This window comes from Catellatospora sp. NPDC049133 (assembly GCF_040648455.1).
In the GTDB taxonomy this organism is placed as follows: domain Bacteria; phylum Actinomycetota; class Actinomycetes; order Mycobacteriales; family Micromonosporaceae; genus Catellatospora; species Catellatospora aurea.
In genome coordinates this window covers 224,618-245,767 of record NZ_JBEZDT010000007.1, presented here as the reverse complement: position 1 = coordinate 245,767, position 21,150 = coordinate 224,618, and the positions used below count along the sequence as shown (strand labels likewise).

Below are 21,150 nucleotides of genomic sequence, written 5' to 3'. Positions count from 1 at the left end.
ACCATGTCAGCGTGCCGGGCGAGGGGTCAACCGGTTTCTCGCGGGCTGTCCCGACCCCGCGGCCACCCGCCTCTGGCGCGGGCGCTGCCGCCGCGCCAGCTAGGTTGATCGGGTGCCAGTGCTCTCTGCCCAGCTCCGCGCCGCCGCCGTCCGGCTCGCCACCGCCGGCATCGACTCACCCCGGGTCGAGGCGGAGCTGCTCGCCGCGCACGTGCTCGGCGTGGCCCGCGGACGCCTGCTGCTGATCGACTCCGTCACCGATGTGCAGGCCGAGGCGCTCGACGAGCTGGTCCACCGGCGCACCGAGCGTGTTCCGCTGCAGCACCTGACCGGCACCGCCCCGTTCCTCGACCGCGAGCTGCTGGTCGGTCCCGGCGTCTTCATCCCCCGCCCCGAGACCGAGCTGCTGGCCCGCTGGGGCATCGAGGCCCTGCACGGCGTGGCCGACCCGGTGGTCCTGGACCTGTGCAGCGGCTCCGGCGCGCTGGCGATCGCGGTCGCCGACGCCCGCCCCGACGCGACCGTGTACGCGGTCGAGCGCAGCGACGACGCCCTCCCGTGGCTGCGCCGCAACACCGCGGACACGTCGGTGCGCGTGCTGCCCGGCGACGTCCGCGACTTGCCGCTGCCCGCGCCCGCCGACCTGATCCTGTGCAACCCGCCCTACGTGCCGCTCACGGTCGCGGTGCCCCCGGAGGTCGGCCACGACCCCGCCGAGGCGGTCTTCTCCGGCGAGCACGGCCTCGACCTCATTCCGGTGATCATCGCTCGGGCCTGGGCCGTGCTCAGCGACGGCGGCCGCCTCGGCATCGAGCACGACGACACCCATACCCCCGCCATGGCCGACCTCCTCAGCGCCTGGCGCGACGTCACCACCCACCCCGACCTCGCCGGCCGCCCCCGCTTCACCACCGCCCGCAGGTAGCGCCCCCGTCCGGCGCGACGGTCCTCAAGATCGCCCGATTTGCCCGGCACCTGTGCGTATCTTGAGGTCGCATTCGCCCACGTGCCGGGCAAGTCCGCCGATCTTGGGGCCGCCGGCGGACCGGCTGTCCGGTGGGTGGGAGCCGTGTGTGCCGGATGCGAACAGCGCATGACAGACTGGCTCCTCGTGAGGCTCTACGACTGCCGCAACGTCGTCGAACGGGACCGCGGGATCCAGGCCGCGATCGACGCCGTATCCAGTGGCGACCTTGTGGTCCTGCCGACCGACACGGTGTACGGCATCGGCGCCGACGCCTTCAAGCCCTGGGCGGTGACCAACCTGCTCAGCGCCAAGGGGCGAGGCCGGCACATGCCGCCGCCGGTGCTGGTCGGCTCCCGGCACACGCTGGACGGGCTCGTCATGCGGCTGCCGTCGGTGGCCCGGGATCTGGTCGAAGCCTTCTGGCCCGGCGCGCTGACCATCGTGGTCGAGCAGGCGCCGAGCTTGCAGTGGGACCTCGGCGAAACCGGCGGCACGGTGGCCGTACGCATGCCGCTGCACCCCGTGGCCCTGGAGGTGCTGCGCAAGACCGGCCCGATGGCCGTCTCCTCCGCGAACCTCAGCGGCCAGTCCGCGGCGCTCACCGCCGAGCAGGCCCGCGACCAGCTCAGCTACAAAGTCAGCGTGTACCTGGAGGCGGGGGAGTGCCCCAACCCGGTGCCGTCGACCATCGTGGACGTCACCGGCGAGCGCCCGCGCGTGCTGCGCGCCGGGGCGATCAGCCTCGACCAGCTGCGCGAGGTCGCCACCGACATCCAGGGTCCGGAGGAGTCGTGATGGCGCCGTTCACGGTCCTGCACGTGTGCATGGGCAACATCTGCCGCTCGCCGATGGCCGAGCGCCTGCTGGCGCTGGCGGTCACCGAGCAGGCCGGCCCGGTCGGCGCCGACCTGGTGCTCTCCCACTCGGCGGGCACCGGCGGCTGGCACGAGGGCGAGGAGATGAACCCGCCCGCGGCCCGCCAGGTGCGCTCGCGCGGCGGCTCGCCCGACGACTTCAGCGCCCGCAAGCTGCGCGCGGAGCACATCGAGTCGGCCGACCTGATCCTCACCGCCACCGCCGACCAGTACGACTACGTGGTCGCCCTGCGCCCCGACGCCGCCGACCGCACCTTCGTGCTCGGCGAGTTCGGCCGCCTCCTGCCGTCGGTCGACCTGACCCCACTGCCCGCCGCCGACCGCACGCCCGACGCGGTGTACACCCGCGGCGTCGCCCTGGTCGCCGCCGTCGCCGCCGCCCGCAACGGCGAACCCGCCCAGGCCAAGGACGACCTCGACGACCCCTGGGGCCGCGGCGACCAGGTCTTCGCCCGCGTGGCCGACGAGATCCAGTCCACCGTCCACCCCCTCACGGCTGTCCTCCTCCCCCCAGCGTGACCCACCCCACGCCCCCACCTGGTTGATCATGAACCTATGGCACGGTTGGTCGGCGTGTCGTTGGCACAACAACCTGATGACCTTGAGGCGTGATGCTCGGTAAGCGGCTGAAGTTCCTGCCGTTCATGCTCGGTGTGACCGCGGCGGTGGCCGTGGTGGCGCCGCTGGTGGCGTACCTCGCCGTCGGCTCGGCGGCCGCGGTCGGCGTGCTGGCGGGCGTGGTCCTGGTCGGCGTCAGCTACCTGCTGTCCAGCTTCGTGATCGCCTGGGCGGACTCGATCAACCCGAAGATGGTGCTGTCGGTCGGCCTGCTGATGTACGGCGTCAAGTTCACCGTGCTGTTCCTGGTGCTCGCCGTGATCGCCAAGTCGGGCTGGGCCGGCCTCAAGCCCATGGCGATCGGCATCGGCATCGCCGCGATCGCGTGGACCATCGGCCACGGCTGGTGGCTCTGGCACGCCAAGATCCCGTACATCGACGAGCCCGAGAAGTAGCCGATCATGAACTTGTGGCCATGACACACCGTCGAGCCGTGCCATAAGTTCATGATCAACCCGGGAGGACCCCGGGGGCCGCTAGCCGAAGATGGGTGGGCGGCAGGGGTCTTTGACGGCGCCGGAGATGAGGTTGTCGCCTTCGGTGTCCTTGCGGGAGGTGCGGGACCAGTCGACGACGGTGCGGAAGGTGCCGGAGCGGCAGCTGAGGCTCAGGTCCTTGGACTGGTATTTGAGCTCGGCGGCGTAGGTGGCCTTGCCCTTGAGGGTGTGTGTGCGGGAGGCCACACTGCGCCATGCGTCACCGTCGCGGCGCTCGATTTTGATCTTCAAGGTGAGCTTCTCGGCGCCGGGAGTGGCGCATCGATAGCGGACGCGGCCCGCGAAGTTGTCGCGATCCTCGTCGGCCTTCGGACCATCGACGATGACCGTGCAGTGCACCGGCTTGGTCGACTCGGTGTCGTCGTTGCCGCGCGGCTCACAACCGCTGCTCAATGCTGTGAGCAGCACGAAAACTACAGGTATCGTGAGCTTGCGCATCGCCGCACCGCCGTGGGGGAGAACGGAAGGGTTGTCTCCATCTCAGCGGTTCGACGCGGTTAAATCAACATCGATCTCATCCTGATGGAAGATGACGCAGCGCCGACCTGGTGATGAACATCGCTCGCGTACGGGGGGTGCGTCGTCCGCTGCAGGGGGTGGCTGATATTGTTCGCCGCGTCATGGCCGATGACCAGCCTCCGAAGCGCCCTCACGCAGAGGGCGCCGATGCGGGTTGGGCGGCCATCGGGTATCTCCTCGGCGGAATGCTGGTCTGGGGAGGGGTCGGGTGGCTCATCGATAAGTGGCTGGGACTCCCCAACGTCGGGCTGTTGATCGGTTTGATCGGCGGCGCGGCCGCCGGGGTCTATCTGACCGTGAAAAGACTGGACGGGTGACCGTGCCCGATCGACGGAGGACAGGTTGATTACGCAGCCGGGTTTCCTTGCCTCGGAGTTCCCTCCCGGGCCGGAGGTATTCGACTACAAGACCCTCATCCCGTCGCTCGAGGGCAGCCCCTGGGGGCACGCCTTCACGAAGCTGACGCTGCTGGTCTGGATCGCCGTCGCCATCGTCATCGTCTTCTTCCTCGTGACGTACCGCAACCCCACGCTGGTGCCGAGCAAGAAGCAGTGGCTCGCCGAGTCGGTGTACGGCGTGGTGCGCAACAACATCGCCACCGACATCATCGGCCCGCAGGGCGTGCGCTTCGCGCCGTACCTGGCGACCATCTTCTGCTTCGTCTTCGTGACGAACCTGTGGAGCATCGTGCCGTTCGCGCAGATCTCCCCCAACTCGCACCTGGCCTTCCCGGCCGTGCTCGCCGTGCTGACCTGGTTCGTCTACATCGGCCTGGGCATCAAGAAGCACGGTTTCTTCGGCTACCTGAAGCACGCGTGCGTGCAGCCGGGCGTGCCGCTGGCGGTGCAGCCGATCCTGATCCCGATCGAGTTCATCTCGAACCTGGTGCTGCGGCCGATCACGCTCGCCGTCCGTCTCTTCGCGAACATGTTCGCGGGTCACATGATCCTGCTGGTGTTCACCCTCGGCGGTGTGGCCCTGTGGAACGCGGGTCCGCTGCTGCTGAAGCCGGCCGCGCTGGGCAGCTGGGCCTTCGCGATCATCATGACCCTGTTCGAGCTGTTCATCCTCAGCCTGCAGGCTTACGTCTTCACCCTGCTGTCGGCGACCTACTTCCAGAGCTCGATCTCCGAAGAGCACTGAGTTCCCGGCAACCGAGTATTCGCGCCGGCCAGGCGCGACACCCCTGGCTTCTCGATCCACAACTGAAGATCGCTCATACCTGTAAACAAAAACGTGCGCGTGACCGACACGCGTCGAACTCAGGAGGAAACCAACATGACCGGCAGCCTTAACGTCATCGGCTACGGCATCGCCGCCCTCGGCCCGGGTATCGGCGTGGGTCTGGTCTTCGCCGCCTACATCCAGGCGACCGCCCGTCAGCCCGAGAGCGCCGGCCTGACCCGCACCTACATGTTCATGGGCTTCGCGGTCGTCGAGGCGCTGGCCCTGCTGGGCCTGGTTCTCGCGTTCGCCCTCAGCTAAGCCGGGTCCCGAGCGCCGAGACGATCCGGTGACCGGTCCAAGCCGACCGGTCACCGCCGAAGGGGAGTGACCTATGTACATCGCACAAGAGGCGCCAGGCGCGCCCGCGGAGCACGGCTACAACGTGCTCGGCGTGCCGCTGGCCGAGGTGATCGTCGGCCTCATCGCCTTCGGCGTCCTGCTGTTCGTGCTGACCAAGTTCGTGTTCCCGCGTATGGAGAGCATGTTCCAGCAGCGCGTCGAGGCCATCGAGGGCGGGCTCGTCAAGGCGGAGAAGGCTCAGGCCGAGGCCGCGGCCCTGCTGTCGCAGTACAAGGCGCAGCTGGCCGAGGCTCGTACGGAGGCCGCGCGCATCCGTGACGAGGCCCGTGCCGACGCCGAGGGCATCCGCACCGACGTGCTGGCCAAGGCTCGCGAGGAGTCCGACCGCATCATCGCGGCCGGTCGCGAGCAGCTGGCCGGCGAGCGGGCGAGCATCGTCCGCGAGCTGCGTGCCGAGATGGGCACGCTGGCGGTCAGCCTGGCTGGCAAGATCGTTGGCGAGTCGCTGGAGGACGAGGCCCGTCGCCGTGGCACGGTCGAGCGCGCGCTCGCCGAGCTCGAGACCGCCGGAGCCCGTTGATGCAGGCGGCAAGCCGTGAGTCGTACACCGCGGCCCGGGCAGCGCTGGAGACCAGCGCCCGGGCGGCGGGTGCCGCCGCCACCGCGGTGATCGCCGAGGAGCTGCTCGGCTTCGCGGACCTGCTGCGCCGGGAGCCGCGGCTGCGCCGCGCGCTGTCGGACCCGTCCCGTTCCGGGCAGGAGCGGGCCGAGCTGGCCGCGACCCTGCTGGCGGGCAAGGTCGGCCAGGGTACCGTTGACCTGATCAAGGTGCTGGCGTCGGGCCGCTGGTCGGCCGCGTCGGAGCTGCTGGACGGCACCGAGCGCCTGGGCGCGGACGCGCTGCTGGCCTCGGCCGAGCTGGCCGGCGACCTCAGCGAGGTCGAGGACGAGCTGTTCCGCTTCGGGCAGATCGTCGACGGCGACCTGCAGCTGGCCGCCACGATCGGGGAGACCATCGTGCCGGTGGCGCGCCGGGCCGAGCTGGTCGGCGGGCTGCTGCGGGGTAAGGCGAAGCCGGTGACGGTGAGCCTGGCCGAGCTGGCCGTGCAGGGCTTCGGCGGCCGCACGTTCAGCGGCGCGATCACCCGGCTGGTCGAACTGGCCGCCGAGCGCCGGGAGGCGCAGGTCGCGTACGTCACGGTCGCGCAGCCGCTGACCGAGGCCGAGGAGTCCCGGCTGGCCTCGTCACTGTCCGCCATCTACGGCCGTCAGGTCTCGGTGAAGGTAACCGTCGACCCCGCGGTGCTGGGTGGGCTGAGCGTGCAGGTCGGCAGCGACCTCTACGACGGCACCATCGCACGGCGGCTGGCCGCAGTCCGCAACGCGTTCGCCTAGCGAGCGCCCGGAACCCGGTCCGACCCGGTGCGCCGCTTCGGCGGCACGCCAGCGCCCGGGTTCCCCTGAACCGATACCGAACCTGACTTGACAGTCACGACACCGATAGGAAGCTGAGGATGGCCGAGCTGACCATCTCGTCCGAGGAGATCCGTGGAGCGCTTGAGCGTTTCGTCTCCTCGTACGCGCCCGAGATCTCCCGCGAGGAGGTCGGCGTCGTCACCGAGGCCGGTGACGGCATCGCCAAGGTCGAGGGTCTCCCCTCCACCATGGCCAACGAGCTGCTGGAGTTCGAAGACGGCACCCTGGGTGTCGCGCTGAACCTGGACGTCCGCGAGATCGGTGTCGTCGTCCTGGGTGCCTTCGAGGGCATCGAGGAGGGGCAGCCGGTCAAGCGCACCGGCCGCGTGCTCTCCGTGCCGGTCGGCGACAAGTTCCTGGGCCGCGTGGTGAACCCGCTGGGTGCCGCCATCGACGGGCTGGGCGAGATCGACAACGAGGGCTTCCGCGAGCTGGAGCTGCAGGCTCCGAACGTGATGGTCCGCAAGAGCGTGCACGAGTCGCTCGAGACGGGCATCAAGGCCATCGACGCGATGACCCCGATCGGCCGCGGCCAGCGCCAGCTGATCATCGGTGACCGCAAGACCGGCAAGACCTCGGTCGCGCTGGACGCGATCATCAACCAGCGCGCCAACTGGAAGACCGGCGACCCGAAGAAGCAGGTCCGCTGCATCTACGTCGCCATCGGCCAGAAGGCGTCCACCATCGCGTCCGTCAAGGGCACGCTGGAGGCCGCGGGCGCGATGGAGTACACCACCATCGTCGCCTCCCCGGCGTCGGACCCGGCCGGCTTCAAGTACCTGGCGCCGTACGCCGGTTCGGCCATCGGCCAGCACTGGATGTACGCCGGCAAGCACGTTCTGATCGTCTTCGACGACCTGAGCAAGCAGGCCGAGGCCTACCGTGCCGTGTCGCTGCTGCTGCGCCGTCCGCCGGGCCGTGAGGCCTACCCGGGTGACGTCTTCTACCTGCACTCCCGCCTGCTGGAGCGCTGCGCGAAGCTGTCCGACGAGCTGGGCGCGGGCTCGATGACCGGTCTGCCGATCATCGAGACGAAGGCCGGCGACATCTCGGCGTTCATCCCGACCAACGTCATCTCCATCACCGATGGGCAGATCTTCCTCGAGGAGAACCTGTTCAACTCGGGTGTGCGTCCGGCCATCAACGTCGGCACCTCGGTCTCCCGGGTCGGTGGCTCGGCGCAGGGCAAGCCGATGCGCAAGGTCTCCGGCCGTCTGCGCCTGGACCTGGCCCAGTTCCGTGAGCTGGAGGCGTTCGCCGCCTTCGCCTCCGACCTGGACCGTGCCTCGCGCGCCCAGCTGGAGAAGGGCTCTCGCCTGGTCGAGCTGCTCAAGCAGCAGAACTACTCGCCGTACCCGATCGAGGAGCAGGTCGTCTCGGTCTGGACCGGCACCGAGGGCAAGCTCGACGACATCCCGGTCAAGGACGTGCGCCGCTTCGAGGGCGAGTTCCTGCAGCACCTGCGTGCCTCGCACAGCGACGTGCTTAAGACCATCGCGTCCGGCACCTGGGACGACGACGTCGTGGCGAACCTCGACAAGGCGATCACGGCGTTCAAGGCCGGCTTCCTGCCCGCCGAGGACAACATCGTGATCAACGAGGCTGAGGCCACCGCGCTCGAGGGCCCCGAGGTCACCGAGACGGTCACCCGCATCGTGGACGAGAAGAAGTAGTCATGGCCGGTTCGGTACGAGTGCTTCGTCGACGGATCAAGGCGACCCGCTCGACGAAGAAGATCACCAAGGCGATGGAGCTGGTCGCGACCAGCCGCATCGCCAAGGCGCAGGCTCGGGTCGACGCGTCCTTGCCGTACGCGAACGCGATCACCGGTGTGCTGACCGCGCTGGCGTCCAACACCAACGCCCAGCACCCGCTGCTGGTGCCGCGGGACCCGGAGCACCGGGCCGGCGTGTTGCTCGTCACGAGCGACCGCGGCCTGTGCGGCGGTTACAACGCCAACGCGATCCGGCTCGCCGAGCAGCTCATCGCTCGCCTGAAGAGCGAGGGCAAGCAGGTCGCGCTGTACGTCGTCGGCCGCAAGGGGATCAGCTACTACACCTTCCGCGGGCGCGAGCTCGCCGGAAGCTGGAGCGGCTTCTCCGAGCAGCCGCGCTTCGAGGACGCGCGCCGGGTCGGCGAGACGCTGATCCAGGCGTTCGTGCACGGCGCGGACGACAGCCTCGACGGCGCGGGCGACGACGGCGTGCTGGGCGTGGACGAGTTGCACATCGTCTACACCGAGTTCAAGTCGCTCATGACCCAGAACGCCAGCACGAAGATCTTCGCGCCGATGCAGGTCGAAGAGCGTGCGGGCAACAAGGGCGAGCTGCTGCCGGCGTACGACTTCGAGCCGAACGCCGAGGAGCTGCTCGACGCGCTGCTGCCGAAGTACATCAACACGCGGATCTACGCGGCGTTGCTGGACTCGGCGGCCAGCGAGTCGGCCTCCCGCCGTCGGGCGATGAAGAGCGCGACGGACAATGCGGAAACCATGATCAAGTCGCTGACGCGGGAGATGAACTCCGCGCGTCAGGCCGCGATCACCCAGGAAATCAGTGAGATCGTCGGCGGCGTGGACGCGCTGGCGGCGGCGGGGAGTGAATGATGACCACTGCTACTGACACCAAGGCGGGCGTCGGTCGAGTCGTCCGGGTCATCGGCCCGGTCGTCGACGTCGAGTTCCCGCGCGACGCGATGCCCGCTCTGTTCAACGCGCTCCAGGTCGAGGTGACCCTGAGCGAGGGCGACCGCACGCTGACCCTCGAGGTGGCCAACCACCTCGGCGACAACGTGGTCCGGGCCATCTCGATGCAGCCCACCGACGGCATGGTCCGCGGTGCGGAGGTGCGCGACACCGGTTCGCCGATCAGCGTGCCGGTCGGCAACGAGACCAAGGGCAAGGTGTTCAACGTCCTCGGTGACTGCCTCAACCTCGAGAAGGGGCAGAAGCTCGAGGTCACCGAGCGCTGGCCGATCCACCGCAAGCCTCCGGCGTTCTCCGAGCTGGAGCCGAAGACCGAGATGCTGGAGACCGGCGTCAAGGTGATCGACCTGCTGGCCCCGTACGTCAAGGGCGGCAAGATCGGTCTGTTCGGCGGCGCGGGCGTGGGCAAGACGGTGCTCATCCAGGAGATGATCATCCGCGTTGCCCGTAACTTCGGCGGTACGTCGGTGTTCGCGGGCGTGGGTGAGCGCACCCGTGAGGGCAACGACCTGATCCACGAGATGGCCGACGCCAACGTGCTCGGCGACACCGCGCTGGTCTTCGGCCAGATGGACGAGCCCCCGGGCACCCGTCTGCGGGTCGCGCTGTCCGCGCTGACCATGGCCGAGTACTTCCGCGACGTGCAGAAGCAGGAGGTGCTGCTCTTCATCGACAACATCTTCCGCTTCACGCAGGCCGGTTCCGAGGTGTCCACCCTGCTCGGCCGTATGCCGAGCGCCGTGGGTTACCAGCCGACCCTCGCCGACGAGATGGGTGAGCTCCAGGAGCGCATCACCTCGGTGCGTGGCCAGGCCATCACCTCGCTGCAGGCCATCTACGTGCCCGCGGACGACTACACCGACCCGGCGCCGGCGACCACCTTCGCCCACCTGGACGCGACCACGAACCTCGAGCGCAAGGTGTCCGACAAGGGCATCTACCCCGCCGTGGACCCGCTGGCCTCGTCCTCGCGAATCCTGGCCCCGGAGTACGTCGGCGCGGAGCACTACGCCGTCGCCTCCGAGGTGAAGCGGATCCTGCAGAAGTACAACGACCTGCAGGACATCATCGCGATCCTCGGTATGGACGAGCTGTCCGAGGAGGACAAGGTCACCGTGGCCCGGGCCCGCCGGATCGAGCGGTTCCTGTCGCAGAACACCTACGCGGCCAAGCAGTTCACCGGTGTCGAGGGTTCGACCGTGCCGGTGAAGGAGACCGTGGAGGCGTTCAAGAAGATCTCCCAGGGCGACTACGACCACGTCCCGGAGCAGGCCTTCTTCATGTGCGGCGGCCTCGACGACCTCGAGAAGAACTACCGCGAGCTGACCAAGTAAGGTCCGCGAGCGGCAAGCGGCCCCTGTCCCGACCGGGACGGGGGCCGCTTCGCGTCCGGCCTCCGACGCGGGACGGGAGGAGCCAACGGTGCATCTGCCTCGTTAGCCACATCATGGTGGCGAAACGGTGGCGTGCCGCGGCGCGCTGGGCGCGCTGGAGCGTGCTCGCGGGCACGGCGCTGATGATGCTGAGCGGTGCGTCCCTGGTCACCGTGGACCGTGTGCTCGCGCGCTACGAGAGCGCGATCCACAGCGAGGACCTCTTCGGCGACCAGACGCCGGGCCGGCAGGCGCCCCCGCGCCCCGAGGACATCAAGGGGCCGCTCAACATCCTGCTGGCGGGCATCGACCCGCGGCACAACGACCCGTTCTGGATCCCGCGGGCCGACTCGATCCTGGTCATGCACATCCCCGCCGGCCTCGACCGGGGCTATCTCTTCTCGCTGCCCCGGGACCTGCTGGTGGCCATCCCGCCGTTCGCCAAGTCCGGCTACGGCGGCAACCCCGCGGACAAGCTCGCGCACGCGATGTACTTCGGCTCGATGGTGCCCGGCGACCGGCGTGCCAACCACGCCCAGGGCTTCGAGCTGCTGGCTGCGACGGTCAGCCAGTACACCGGGATCGCGCGGTTCGACGCGGGGGCGATCATCGACTTCAGCGGGTTCAAGGACGTGATCGACGCGCTGGGCGGCATCGACATGATGGTCGACGAGCGGGTCGCCTCGATCCACCTGGAGCCCGACGGCGACCCCCGGGACCGGGGCGCGAGCAGCACCGGGTACGTCGGCGAGCAGATGGTCTACGAGCCGGGTTTGCGCCACTTCAAGGGCTGGCAGGCGCTGGACTACGCCCGCCAGCGGTACGTGACCGGCGGGGACTACGCCCGCCAGCGGCACCAGCAGCAACTGGTCCGCGCGATGATCGCCAAGGCGTTCAGCGACGACGTGCTGGGTGATCCGCTGCAGATGGACACCGTGCTGCGCGCGGCCGGCTCGTCGCTCACCTTCAGCGGCCGCGGGCACGGCGTGATCGACTGGGCGTTCGCGCTGCAGGACCTGCGCCCGAGCACCGTGCACATGGTGAAGCTGGCCGGTGGCGGAGTGGGCCGCTACGTCGTCGACAAGGGCAAGGACGACGACGAGGGCGACGACGGGGGCGGTGACGACGGCGACGACGGCGGGGATGACGGCGACGACGGCGACGACGGCGACAAGAAGGACGACAAGAAGAAGAAGTCCAAGCCCAAGATGAAGTACCAGTACCTGGGCGAGCAGTTGGACATGTACTCCCGGCAGTTCCTCGCCTCGGTCGCGGCGGGCTCGGTCGAGAACTTTGTGGCCTTCCATCCCGAAATGCTGGGTAAGTGATGGTGGCCGGTTAGCTCACACTGACCGGTCCTGCTGGGGGCCGCTGATCACCGGCGGTTAGACTCGCTGCACCAATCTTGCACACCTGAGGAGTCATCGTGGCCAAGCTGCTCCAGGTCGAGCTCGTCGCCGTCGAGGAGAAGGTCTGGTCCGGGCAGGCCGAGATGGTCATCGCCCGCACCACCGAGGGCGAGCTGGGCGTGCTGCCCAGCCACGCGCCGCTGCTCGGCCAGCTGGCGAACCCGGGCGGGGTGCGCATCATCCTCCCCGGCGGCGAGGAACTGGCCTACGAGGTCTTCGGCGGCTTCCTGTCCGTCACGACCGAGGGCGTGACGGTGCTGGCAGAGACCGTCGCCCCGGTCACTCCGGCCGCCCGCCACTGAGCGACCAGCGCCGCCCACGACGATGAGGTCGCTGCTCGAAGTAGTCGCCATCGGCCTCGTCGTCCTGCTCGCCCTGCTGGCGGGCCTGTTCGTGCGCCGCGAGGTGTTCGCCCGCGGCCACGGCACCGTCGAGCTGTACCTCCGGCTGCGCCAGACGGCCGGAGGGCGCGGCTGGGCGCCCGGCTTCGCCCAGTTCCGCGGCGACGACCTGCGCTGGTACCGGATGTTCAGCCTGTCCCCGCGCCCCCGCCGCACCCTCTCCCGGCGCGACTTGAAGGTCATCGCCCGGCGTGCGCCCAGCGCGGACGAGTCGGTGCTCGTGCCCGCCGACTGGGTCGTCCTGCAGTGCGCCGACTCGCGGGCCCAGGTGGAGATCGCCATGCCCCTGCACACCGTCACCGGCTTCCTCTCCTGGCTCGAAGCAGCCGCCCCCTACTCCACGTAGGCGAAGGCCGGGTCAAGGCGCGGGCGTGCGGCGGTAGCGGCGCAGCGCGAGCGGGATCGCCGCCACCAGCACCGCGAAGATCCAGACCAGGGCCGGCGGGTACGCCGAAGCCGCGGTCGCGCCGGAGCCGGCGGGTTCATCGCCCCAGAGCACGCGCAGCGCCGTGACGACGGCCGAGACGGGGTTCGCCTCGGCGAGCGGGCGCAGCCACTGCGGCATGGTGTCCGGCGGCGCGAGCACGTTCGACACGAACGTCAGCGCGACGAGGCACGCCGGCATGACGGCCCGCGCCGCGCGGGGTGTGCGTGCGGACAGCCCCACGAGCACGGACAGCCACGCGACGGCGTACCCGAAGGTCAGGACAAGCAGGAAGCCCGCGGCGGCCGCAGCGGGGCCGCTGTGGACGCGCCAGCCCGCGATCACCCCCGCCGCCGCGGCGACCGCCGCCGTCATCGCGATCCGGAGCAGGTCCGAGACGGTACGCCCGAACAGCACCGCACCCCCCGGCGTCGGCAGCGCCCGGAACCGGTCGACCATGCCGTGGCGCACGTCGCCCGCGACGTCGACCGCGGCCATCCCGGCAGTGAGCGCGACGGCCTGCACGATCAGGCCCGGGATCAGGAAATCCGGATAACCCGCGACACCCGGCACGCTGATCACGCCGCCCAGCAACACCCCGAACAGCAGCATGAACAGCACCGGCTGCAGCAGCGGCAGGACGAGCAGCCGGGGCTCGCGCCGCCCGCGTACCAGCCCGCGTCGAGCCGTCACCCACACGTCCTGCGCCACCGCCGCGAACTCGCTCACGTCATCTCCTCGCCGCCCCGGGTCTTGGTAAGGAAGGGCACCTTCACATCGCTATGTGTTGTAGAAGGTGCCCTTCCTTCGCTCAGGTCCTGGCCTCTTCGTCGGCCAGGGTGGGGGTGGCGGCCTGGCCGGTGAGTTTGCGGAAGACGTCGTCGAGGCTGGCGCGGTGGATGCCGATGTCGACCGGCTCGATGCCGGCCGCGTCGAGCCGGCGCACCAGCTCGATCAGGGCCTGCGCGCCGGACACGACCGGGGCCTGCACCAGGTGCTGGTCCAGGAAGACCACGGCCTGGCCGCCGCAGACCCGGTTCAGGATGTCCTCGGCTACCTGAGTCTCTGCGCGGTCGCCCAGCACGACCTGCAGCCGCTCCCCGCCGATCTGCCGGGTGAGCTGGTCCGGGGTGCCCCGCGCGAGCACGTGGCCGCGGTCGAGCACCACGATCTCGTCGGCCAGTTCGTCGGCCTCCTCCAGGTGCCGGGTCGCCAGCAGCAGGGTCGTGCCGTCGCGCACCCGCTCGCTGATCACGTCCCAGATGCCCAGCCGGCTGCGCTGGTCCAGCCCCGCCGTGGGCTCGTCGAGCAGCACCACGGCGGGGGCGGCCACCAGCGCGCAGGCCAGGTCGAGGCGGCGGCGCATCCCGGCGGGATAGCAGCTCACCCGCCGGTGCGCGGCCTCGCTCAGGTGGAAGCGTTCCAGCAGCTCCTCGGCCCGCGCGCGGGCCCGGCGGCGGCCGAGCCGGTGCAGCCTGCCGAGCTGCTCCAGGTTCTCGAAGCCGGTGAGGAAGCCGTCCACGGCCGGGCGCTGCCCGCACACGCCGATGTCCGGGCGCGCCCAGGCCGGATGGGTCAGCACGTCGACGCCGTTGACCAGGCAGCGGCCGGCGTCCGGGCGCAGCAGGGTCGCCATGATGCGCACCGCGGTCGTCTTGCCGGCCCGGTCGGGTCCGAGCAGGCCCAGCACGGTGCCCTCCGGCACGCTCAAGGACAGCCCGGCCAGCGCGGTCGCCGAGCCGTACCGCTTGACCAGACCTTCCGCGACGATCGCAGCGGCCATGGGCTCACGGTAGTCACGGTGTGGACCCCGCGCGCCGGATCCGCCCTTTTACCGGGTCGCGACCAGTTCGACCTCGTAGCCCTGCTCGTCCTCCAGGTACGCCGCGTAGGTGTCCGGACCGCCCGCGTGCGGGTGCCGGTCGGCGAACAGCAGCCGCCAGCCGTGCTCACCCGCCGCCGCGACCAGCCGGTCCACGTCGGCCGGGGAGCCCGCGTGCAGCGCCAGGTGGTTCAGGCCGGGAGCGCGCCGCTCGTGCCGCCCGCCGGTCAGATCCGGGGAGCACTCGAAGACGACGTACGCCGTGCCGTGCCGCCAGGAGACGCCGGCCGCCCACCGCTGGTGCTCGGTCCAGCCCAGCTCGGTCAGCAGCCAGCCCCAGGAGCGCTCGGTCGCCGCCAGGTCCGGCACCCACACCTCGACGTGGTGCAGGCTCACCGGTTGGCCCCGGGCACCCACTTCACGTCCGCCGCGCCGTCGGAATTGGCGACTCTTCCGAGGATGAACAGCAGATCGGAGAGCCGGTTGAGATACTGTGCGGGCAGCGGGCCGGTGCGCTCCGCGTCCACGCTCAGCAGCGCGAACGAGGAACGTTCCGCGCGCCGGGCGGTGGTTCGCGCGACGTGCAGCAGGGCCGCTCCCGGCGAGCCCCCCGGCAGGACAAAAGAATCCAGCTTGGCCAGTCGCGCGTTGAACTCGTCGCACCAGCCCTCCAGGCGGGTGACGTAGTCCTGCGTGACGCGCAGCGGCGGGTACTTCGGATCGGGGGTGATCGGGTTGCACAGGTCGGCGCCCACATCGAACAGGTCGTTCTGGATGAGGGTCAGCACGTCGCGCACATCATCGGCCAGGTTGCCCAGAGCGAGCGCCACACCCAGCGCGGCGTTGCACTCGTCCACATCGGCGTACGCGGCGATGCGCGGATCGGTCTTGTCCACGCGCTCGCCGTTGCCGAGCGCGGTGGTGCCGGCGTCGCCGGTCCTGGTGTAGATGCGGGTGAGGTGAACAGCCATGACAGCGAGCCTAATGGTGGCCGACGGTGGTGAGTCCGTCGGCGCGTTGCTGGCGGACGTCCGGACGGGGGGCCTGGCTTCTACGATGGCCGACGTGGATGTGATCCGGGTCAAGGGCGGCGTACGGCTGGCCGGCGAGGTCGGCGTGGTCGGCGCGAAGAACAGCGCGCTCAAACTGATGGCGGCGGCGCTGCTCGCCGAGGGCGAGAGCGTGATCACCAACGTGCCGCGCATCACCGACATCGCGCTGATGGGGGAGGTGCTGCGGCGGCTGGGCGCCGGCGTCGTCTTCGAGGGCGACCGGGTGCGCATCGACGTGCCCGCCAAGCTGCACCCCGAGGCCGACTACGAGCTGGTGCGCCGGCTGCGCGCGTCGATCTGCGTGCTCGGGCCGCTGCTCGCACGCTGCGGCAGGGTGCGGGTCGCGCACCCGGGCGGCGACGCGATCGGCTCGCGCGGGCTGGACATGCACGTGTCCGGCCTGGCGAAGATGGGCGCCGACATCAGCGGCGAGCACGGCTTCGTCGTCGCCGAGGCCCCGTCGGGCCTGCACGGAGCCAAGATCAGCCTGGACTTCCCCAGCGTCGGCGCGACCGAGAACCTGCTGATGGCGGCTGTGCTGGCGCGCGGCACCACGGTGATCGACAACGTGGCGCGCGAGCCGGAGATCGTCGACATCTGCCGGATGCTGACCGGCATGGGCGCGCGCATCGAGGGTGCGGGCACCTCCGAGCTGACCGTGCACGGCGTCAGCGCGCTCCGGCCCGTCGAGCACGCCACCATCGGCGACCGCATCGTGGCGGGCACCTGGGCCTTCGGGGCCGCGATGACCCGTGGCGACGTCACGGTGCGCGGCATCGACCCGCGCTGCCTGGAGATCGCCCTCGACAAGATCCAGCAGGCGGGCGGCGCGGTCGACTACGGTCCCGACTGGTTCCGGGTGCGCATCGCCGACCGGCCCAGCGCGGTGGACGTACGCACGCTGCCCTTCCCGGGTTTCGCCACCGACCTGCTGCCGATGGCGATCGGCATGGCCGCGGTGGCCGACGGCGTCTCGCTGATCACGGAGAACATCTTCGACGGGCGGTTCATGTTCGCCGAGGAGCTCAAGCGGCTCGGCGCGGACATCCGCATCGAGGGCCACCACGCCATGGTCCGCGGCCGGGACCGGCTGTCCAGCGCCGAGGTCACCGCCAGCGACATCCGGGCCGGGGCCGGCCTGGTCATCGCCGGCCTCTGCGGCGACGGTGTGACCACCGTCCGCGCCGTCCACCACATCGACCGCGGCTACCCCGACTTCGCCCGCGACCTACGCGCCCTGGGCGTCCAAGTCGAACGCGCCGAAACCCCCGCCGACCCCGAATACGGCTTCTGATCCTTTCGCGCCGCAACTCTTGAACACTTGCGGCCTCAGGACAGTCCTGAGGCCGCAAGTCTTCAAGAGTTGGGCGGCCGGCCCGGGCCCGGCGTGGTGGGACCGGGTGCCGGCGGCGTTGGCGGCAACCGGGGTCTAGCGGGTTTCGCCGACCACGCGGCGGGCTCGGCTCACCTCGTCGGCGAAGACCAGCACCCGGATACGGCCGTCGGGTGCGGTGGCGAGCGTGGCGCGGATGCCGACGCTGTGCAGGTGCTCACGGATGAGCGTCGCGTCGGCGAGGGTACGGACCACCGCAGCGCTGGCGAGCAGGCCGTAGTCGTCGAGGGCGGGGCTCGGCGCGAGCGGCACGGGTGTCTCGGCGTCGCGCTGCAGTCCGCGGTGCAGGACCACGGCGAGGACCGCGATCGTCAACATCGCGATCATCGGGCCGGCAAGGTAGGCACTAGCAGGCATGATCCCAGTTTGCACCCCGACGGCGGGGTCGCGAGGCCGTTCCCGGTCCCCTGAGCGATCGTTTAGGCTCGACTGCGGTCGGCGGCTGCACCGGCGGCCGACGACGAGCGGTTCACCCAGTGGGAGGCAGTGCAATGGCAGGCAAGCTCGCGGTCATCGGGGCGGGACTCATGGGCGCCGGTATCGCCCAGGTGGCGGCACAGGCCGGATGGCAGGTCACGCTGCGCGACCTCGACGACACGGCCACCGGGCGCGGTCTGGACGGCATCCGCACCTCGCTGGCGCGGTTCGCGGCCAAGGGCACCATCACCGAACAGGACGCCCAGGACGCGCTGGGGCGTATCACCACCACCACGGACCTGGAGGCCGCGGCCGAGGCCGACATCGTGATCGAGGCGGTCTTCGAGAAGCTGGAGATCAAGCAGGAGGTGTTCCGGGCGCTGGACCGCATCTGCAAGCCGGACGCGGTGCTCGGCACCAACACCTCCGCCATCCCGATCACCCAGATCGCGGCGGCCACGCAGCGCCCCGAGATGGTCGTGGGCACCCACTTCTTCTCGCCGGTGCCGATGATGAAGCTGTGCGAGCTGGTCCGGGGCCACCGCACCAGCGACGAGACGCTGGCCACCGCGCGGGCGTTCGCCGAGGGCATCGGCAAGACCTGCATCGTGGTGAACCGTGACATCGCGGGCTTCGTCACCACCCGCCTGATCGCGGCGCTGGTCGTGGAGGCGGTCAAGCTCGTCGAGTCGGGCGTGTGCACCCCCGAGGACCTGGACACGGCCTGCAAGCTGGGCTTCGGCCACGCCATGGGCCCGCTGGCCACCACCGACCTGACCGGCGTGGACATCCTGGCGCACGCCGCCCGCAACATCTACACCGACACCGCCGACCCGAAGTTCTTCCCGCCGGAGCTGCTCCAGCGCATGGTCACCGCCGGCGAACTGGGCCGCAAGTCCGGCAAGGGCTTCTACACGTACTGACCGGCCGCGCCGCGATCCTCATGGACGTCGGCCTGTCACGTCGACTTTCCGCGTGCCGGAGTCGATGTGACGGGCCAACGTCCATGTCAAAGCGTGGTGGAGGGATCACACCGGTGACAGGGCGCGGCCGAGGAAGTCGAAGGCGGCCGGGGTGATCGAGTTCCAGTAGGTGCGGGTGTGCGCGCCCGGGGCGTACGCCGTGGTGGCGGCCGGGATCGCGGCGGCCAGGGCACGCACGTCCTCGTAGAAGCCGTCCTGCTCGCCGCACCACAGCGCGACGGGCGTGCCGGCCAGGGCGGAAGCGCCCGCGAAGACGCGGTCCCCGGGCGCGACGGCGGGGGAGAACGCCGCCACCGCGCGGTACGCCCCCGGGTGCGACTGGGCCAGCCGCAGCACCCCGTAGCCGCCCATCGACCAGCCCCACAGGGCCAGGCGAGTCGTGTCGAAGCCGCGTTCGGCGCACCACGCCGGGATCTCCTCGTACGCCATCCGCTGCGGGTCGTCGGCCCCCGACGGCTCCCAGCGCAGTCGTCCGCCGGTCGCCCCGGCCAGCACGAACGGCGGCACGCCGCGCGCGGCGGCGTCGCTGAGGAAACGCCCGAAGCCGAAGCCGGGGAAGTTCGCGGCCGTCGCCGACGCGCCGTGCAGCACGAGGCACACCGGCAGGCCGCGGCCGTCGCCGTGGCCCGCGGGCACCGCCGTGTAGAAGTCCACGGTCGCACCCCGCGCCGCCGAGGAGCGCTGCTCCAGACGCTCGTCGCCGAGCGGCACGTCCGGGACCAGCTTGGCGGCGGTCTCCGTGTCGTCGGGTCGGCTACCCCGCCAGAGCGCGACGCCGCCGAGCGCCGCCGCGCCGAGGGTCACCCCCGCGGCGATCCGCAACGCCCGGCGGCGCTGCATCAGCCCTCCCGCTTGCTCGTCCAGCGGAACCCGACCAGGCACAAAACCAGCCCGCCGACGCACCAGGCGGCGAGCACCAGGGCGACCTTGCCCAGCTCGTACGAGCCGGCGACCTCCTGGCTCGCGAAGGACTCGGGCAGGAACACGCTGCGCAGTCCCTGGCACATCCACTTCAGCGGGAACAGTGCGGCGAACTGCTGCATCCACGGCGGCAGGTCGTCGTATTCGAAGAACACGCCCGAGGTGAACTGCAGGATCAGCGCGATCGGGGTGACCACGGCCGGTCCGGCCCGCCCGGTCTTGGCGACGCCGGAGAACGCGATGCCGCACAGCGTGCAGGCGATCAGGCCGAGCACGCTGACCCAGCCGAAGGTGAACCACTTCTGCCCGGTGTCGGGCAGCCGCAGGTCGTAGAAGGCGACCGCGACGGCCAGCAGCATGACGACGCTGATGAAGGCGAGCGCCGCCACACAGAGGATCTTGCCGGCGAAGAACACCCACTTCGGCATGGGGGTGCCGCGGTAGCGCTTGAGCACACCCCGGTCGCGCTCGATCGGGATGGTGATCGCCAGGTTCTGGAAACCGGTGGCCATGATGCCGGAGGCGATCATGCCGGTGACGAAGTACTGCGACAGGGTCACCGCCGGGTTCTCGCCGGGCGGGGTGATGACCACGCTGCCGAAGATCGACCCGAAGATCAGCATCAGCATGACGGGGAAGAGCAGCGTGAAGACCAGGGACTCCCGGGTACGCACGAACTGCTTGAACTCGATCCCGCCCTGCGCCAGGGCCAGGCTCAGGCCGCCACCGCCACCTGCCCGCCGCGCGGCGGGCCGCGCCGTCTCCTGTGCCGCGGTCTGCGCGCTCATGCTCGCTCCTGCCCGTTCTCGCCGATCATCTTCAGGTAGACGTCCTCCAGCGTGGGCCGGGTGACGGTCAGCTCCGGGACCTCGCCGCCGAACGACGCGGCCAGCCGCTGCACCACCTCGGTGGGCCGGTCGGTGTCCTCGGCATGCGTGCCGTTGTCGTCGCGCCAGCTCACGGTGGCCGTGGCCAGGTGCCGCCCGCCCAGCTCGGCGGGGGTCGACACGGCGATCATCGTGCCGCGCGCGATCACGCCGACCCGGTCGGCGAGCGCCTCGGCCTCGTCCAGGTAGTGGGTGGTCAGCAGGATCGTGGTGCCGGTGTGCGACAGCGCCCGGATCAGGTCCCAGAACTCGCGGCGCGCGGCCGGGTCGAAGCCCGTCGTCGGCTCGTCGAGGAACAGCACCTCGGGCTGGTTGACGATGCCCAGGGCCACGTCGAGGCGGCGCTTCTGGCCGCCGGAGAGGGTGTGGGTACGCGAGTTCGCCTTCTCGCTCAGCCCGACCCGCTCGATGACCTCGTCGGGGTCGGCCGGGTTCGGGTAGAAGCGCGCGAAGTGGCGTACCACCTCGTGCACCTTGAGCTCGTCGAACTCCCCGGTGCCCTGCAGCACGATGCCGACCCGGCGACGCCAGTCGCGGTCGGCCTTCGCGGGGTCCGTGCCGAGCACGGAGACGGTGCCGGAGTCCCTGGCGCGGAAGCCCTCCAGGATCTCCACGGTGGTGGTCTTGCCCGCCCCGTTGGGGCCCAGCAGCGCGAAGACCTCGCCGCGCGGCACGGCCAGGTCGACCCCCGCGACCGCGACGTTGTCCGCATAGGACTTGCGCAGCCCGGAGACGCTGATCGCCAGCTCTTCGTGAGTCACACCCGGCACGATACGTCAGCGTGTCATCGACGCCCGCCCCTGCTCGGCCGGGCGCGAGAGACGCCACGCACCCCAGTGAGATTCTTCACCGGCACAAGTTACTGAACGTTCACTTAGCATCGGC

26 protein-coding genes are annotated in these 21,150 nt (G+C 70.5%); 17 read left to right on the top strand and 9 right to left on the bottom strand.

All coding sequences use genetic code 11. The features are described 5' to 3' along the window. The first annotated feature begins 112 nt into the window (after window positions 1–112). The 4 genes from prmC (at window position 113) to AB0B35_RS10545 (ending at window position 2,855) form a co-directional block, all read left to right on the top strand. Entirely contained in the window at window positions 113–925 is an 813-nt protein-coding gene (gene prmC / locus AB0B35_RS10560) for a peptide chain release factor N(5)-glutamine methyltransferase (RefSeq protein WP_361043291.1), read from the top strand. Window positions 926–1,093: 168 nt separating this feature from the next. Beyond that, a complete protein-coding gene (locus tag AB0B35_RS10555) occupies window positions 1,094–1,762 on the top strand; it encodes an L-threonylcarbamoyladenylate synthase (protein ID WP_361043288.1) in 669 nt (222 codons plus the stop codon). Beyond that, window positions 1,762–2,361: a phosphotyrosine protein phosphatase gene (locus AB0B35_RS10550; RefSeq protein ID WP_361043285.1), complete on the top strand. Its 600-nt coding sequence runs from the start codon at window positions 1,762–1,764 to the stop codon at window positions 2,359–2,361. The genes AB0B35_RS10555 and AB0B35_RS10550 overlap by 1 nt, the downstream gene beginning before the upstream one ends. An 89-nt stretch (window positions 2,362–2,450) precedes the next feature. Continuing rightward, window positions 2,451–2,855: a hypothetical protein gene (locus tag AB0B35_RS10545; RefSeq protein ID WP_361043282.1), complete on the top strand. Its 405-nt coding sequence runs from the start codon at window positions 2,451–2,453 to the stop codon at window positions 2,853–2,855. A gap of 81 nt (window positions 2,856–2,936) precedes the next feature. Here the strand turns inward: AB0B35_RS10545 and AB0B35_RS10540 are convergent, their stop codons facing one another. After that, entirely contained in the window at window positions 2,937–3,395 is a 459-nt protein-coding gene (locus tag AB0B35_RS10540; RefSeq protein ID WP_361043279.1) for a hypothetical protein, read from the bottom strand. Between the two features lie 182 nt (window positions 3,396–3,577). Between AB0B35_RS10540 and AB0B35_RS10535 the strand changes: the two genes are divergently transcribed. The 11 genes from AB0B35_RS10535 (at window position 3,578) to AB0B35_RS10485 (ending at window position 12,712) form a co-directional block, all read left to right on the top strand. Beyond that, the gene (locus AB0B35_RS10535; RefSeq protein ID WP_203696950.1) at window positions 3,578–3,793 is read left to right on the top strand and encodes an AtpZ/AtpI family protein; all 216 of its coding nucleotides are present in this window, start codon (window positions 3,578–3,580) and stop codon (window positions 3,791–3,793) included. A gap of 25 nt (window positions 3,794–3,818) precedes the next feature. Continuing rightward, the gene (gene atpB, locus AB0B35_RS10530) at window positions 3,819–4,619 is read left to right on the top strand and encodes a F0F1 ATP synthase subunit A (RefSeq protein ID WP_361043276.1); all 801 of its coding nucleotides are present in this window, start codon (window positions 3,819–3,821) and stop codon (window positions 4,617–4,619) included. A 135-nt stretch (window positions 4,620–4,754) separates the two neighbouring features. After that, the gene (gene atpE / locus AB0B35_RS10525; protein ID WP_155371925.1) at window positions 4,755–4,961 is read left to right on the top strand and encodes an ATP synthase F0 subunit C; all 207 of its coding nucleotides are present in this window, start codon (window positions 4,755–4,757) and stop codon (window positions 4,959–4,961) included. 73 nt (window positions 4,962–5,034) lie between these two features. Further along, on the top strand, window positions 5,035–5,583 hold the full coding sequence (locus AB0B35_RS10520; RefSeq protein WP_361043273.1) for a F0F1 ATP synthase subunit B: 549 nt from the start codon (window positions 5,035–5,037) through the stop codon (window positions 5,581–5,583). After that, window positions 5,583–6,398 carry a F0F1 ATP synthase subunit delta gene (locus AB0B35_RS10515; RefSeq protein WP_361043271.1) on the top strand — a complete coding sequence of 272 codons (816 nt, stop codon included), beginning with the start codon at window positions 5,583–5,585 and terminating at the stop codon, window positions 6,396–6,398. The genes AB0B35_RS10520 and AB0B35_RS10515 overlap by 1 nt, the downstream gene beginning before the upstream one ends. Before the next feature lie 119 nt (window positions 6,399–6,517). Continuing rightward, the gene (atpA, locus tag AB0B35_RS10510; RefSeq protein WP_361043268.1) at window positions 6,518–8,152 is read left to right on the top strand and encodes a F0F1 ATP synthase subunit alpha; all 1,635 of its coding nucleotides are present in this window, start codon (window positions 6,518–6,520) and stop codon (window positions 8,150–8,152) included. A gap of 2 nt (window positions 8,153–8,154) precedes the next feature. After that, window positions 8,155–9,084: a F0F1 ATP synthase subunit gamma gene (locus AB0B35_RS10505; protein ID WP_203696943.1), complete on the top strand. Its 930-nt coding sequence runs from the start codon at window positions 8,155–8,157 to the stop codon at window positions 9,082–9,084. Beyond that, complete coding sequence (gene atpD / locus AB0B35_RS10500) at window positions 9,084–10,517, top strand: F0F1 ATP synthase subunit beta (protein WP_360520897.1); 1,434 nt, start codon at window positions 9,084–9,086, stop codon at window positions 10,515–10,517. Before AB0B35_RS10505 ends, atpD begins: the two co-directional genes overlap by 1 nt. 113 nt (window positions 10,518–10,630) lie before the next feature. Next, on the top strand, window positions 10,631–11,884 hold the full coding sequence (locus tag AB0B35_RS10495) for an LCP family protein (protein WP_361043265.1): 1,254 nt from the start codon (window positions 10,631–10,633) through the stop codon (window positions 11,882–11,884). Between the two features lie 98 nt (window positions 11,885–11,982). Then, on the top strand, window positions 11,983–12,267 hold the full coding sequence (locus AB0B35_RS10490; RefSeq protein ID WP_360520890.1) for a F0F1 ATP synthase subunit epsilon: 285 nt from the start codon (window positions 11,983–11,985) through the stop codon (window positions 12,265–12,267). Between the two features lie 22 nt (window positions 12,268–12,289). After that, on the top strand, window positions 12,290–12,712 hold the full coding sequence (locus tag AB0B35_RS10485; protein WP_361043263.1) for a DUF2550 domain-containing protein: 423 nt from the start codon (window positions 12,290–12,292) through the stop codon (window positions 12,710–12,712). Between the two features lie 12 nt (window positions 12,713–12,724). Here AB0B35_RS10485 and AB0B35_RS10480 read toward each other — a convergent pair whose 3' ends face one another. From AB0B35_RS10480 to AB0B35_RS10465, 4 genes are all read right to left on the bottom strand, one after another. Continuing rightward, entirely contained in the window at window positions 12,725–13,519 is a 795-nt protein-coding gene (locus tag AB0B35_RS10480) for an ABC transporter permease (RefSeq protein WP_361043261.1), read from the bottom strand. Between the two features lie 82 nt (window positions 13,520–13,601). Next, the gene (locus tag AB0B35_RS10475; protein ID WP_361043258.1) at window positions 13,602–14,573 is read right to left on the bottom strand and encodes an ATP-binding cassette domain-containing protein; all 972 of its coding nucleotides are present in this window, start codon (window positions 14,571–14,573) and stop codon (window positions 13,602–13,604) included. 48 nt (window positions 14,574–14,621) lie between these two features. Then, complete coding sequence (locus AB0B35_RS10470; RefSeq protein ID WP_361043255.1) at window positions 14,622–15,008, bottom strand: VOC family protein; 387 nt, start codon at window positions 15,006–15,008, stop codon at window positions 14,622–14,624. Further along, window positions 15,005–15,583: a cob(I)yrinic acid a,c-diamide adenosyltransferase gene (locus tag AB0B35_RS10465; protein WP_361043252.1), complete on the bottom strand. Its 579-nt coding sequence runs from the start codon at window positions 15,581–15,583 to the stop codon at window positions 15,005–15,007. The genes AB0B35_RS10470 and AB0B35_RS10465 overlap by 4 nt, the downstream gene beginning before the upstream one ends. Before the next feature lie 85 nt (window positions 15,584–15,668). Between AB0B35_RS10465 and murA the strand changes: the two genes are divergently transcribed. Beyond that, window positions 15,669–16,958 (top strand): UDP-N-acetylglucosamine 1-carboxyvinyltransferase, encoded by a 1,290-nt coding sequence (murA, locus tag AB0B35_RS10460; protein ID WP_361043390.1) that lies wholly within the window; start codon window positions 15,669–15,671, stop codon window positions 16,956–16,958. Between the two features lie 135 nt (window positions 16,959–17,093). Here the strand turns inward: murA and AB0B35_RS10455 are convergent, their stop codons facing one another. Beyond that, window positions 17,094–17,414, bottom strand: a complete 321-nt coding sequence (locus AB0B35_RS10455) for a hypothetical protein (protein WP_360520869.1) — start codon at window positions 17,412–17,414, stop codon at window positions 17,094–17,096. Window positions 17,415–17,548: 134 nt separating this feature from the next. Between AB0B35_RS10455 and AB0B35_RS10450 the strand changes: the two genes are divergently transcribed. Further along, window positions 17,549–18,397, top strand: a complete 849-nt coding sequence (locus AB0B35_RS10450; protein WP_361043249.1) for a 3-hydroxyacyl-CoA dehydrogenase family protein — start codon at window positions 17,549–17,551, stop codon at window positions 18,395–18,397. A gap of 105 nt (window positions 18,398–18,502) precedes the next feature. On the opposite strand, the gene AB0B35_RS10445 is transcribed toward AB0B35_RS10450, so the two are convergent. From AB0B35_RS10445 to AB0B35_RS10435, 3 genes are read right to left on the bottom strand one after another with little or no spacing between them, the layout of a single operon-like run. Continuing rightward, a complete protein-coding gene (locus tag AB0B35_RS10445; protein ID WP_361043246.1) occupies window positions 18,503–19,297 on the bottom strand; it encodes an alpha/beta hydrolase-fold protein in 795 nt (264 codons plus the stop codon). After that, window positions 19,297–20,166 (bottom strand): ABC transporter permease, encoded by an 870-nt coding sequence (locus tag AB0B35_RS10440; RefSeq protein ID WP_361043243.1) that lies wholly within the window; start codon window positions 20,164–20,166, stop codon window positions 19,297–19,299. Before AB0B35_RS10440 ends, AB0B35_RS10445 begins: the two co-directional genes overlap by 1 nt. Then, window positions 20,163–21,026 carry an ABC transporter ATP-binding protein gene (locus tag AB0B35_RS10435; RefSeq protein ID WP_361043240.1) on the bottom strand — a complete coding sequence of 288 codons (864 nt, stop codon included), beginning with the start codon at window positions 21,024–21,026 and terminating at the stop codon, window positions 20,163–20,165. Before AB0B35_RS10435 ends, AB0B35_RS10440 begins: the two co-directional genes overlap by 4 nt. Window positions 21,027–21,150: the final 124 nt, after the last annotated feature.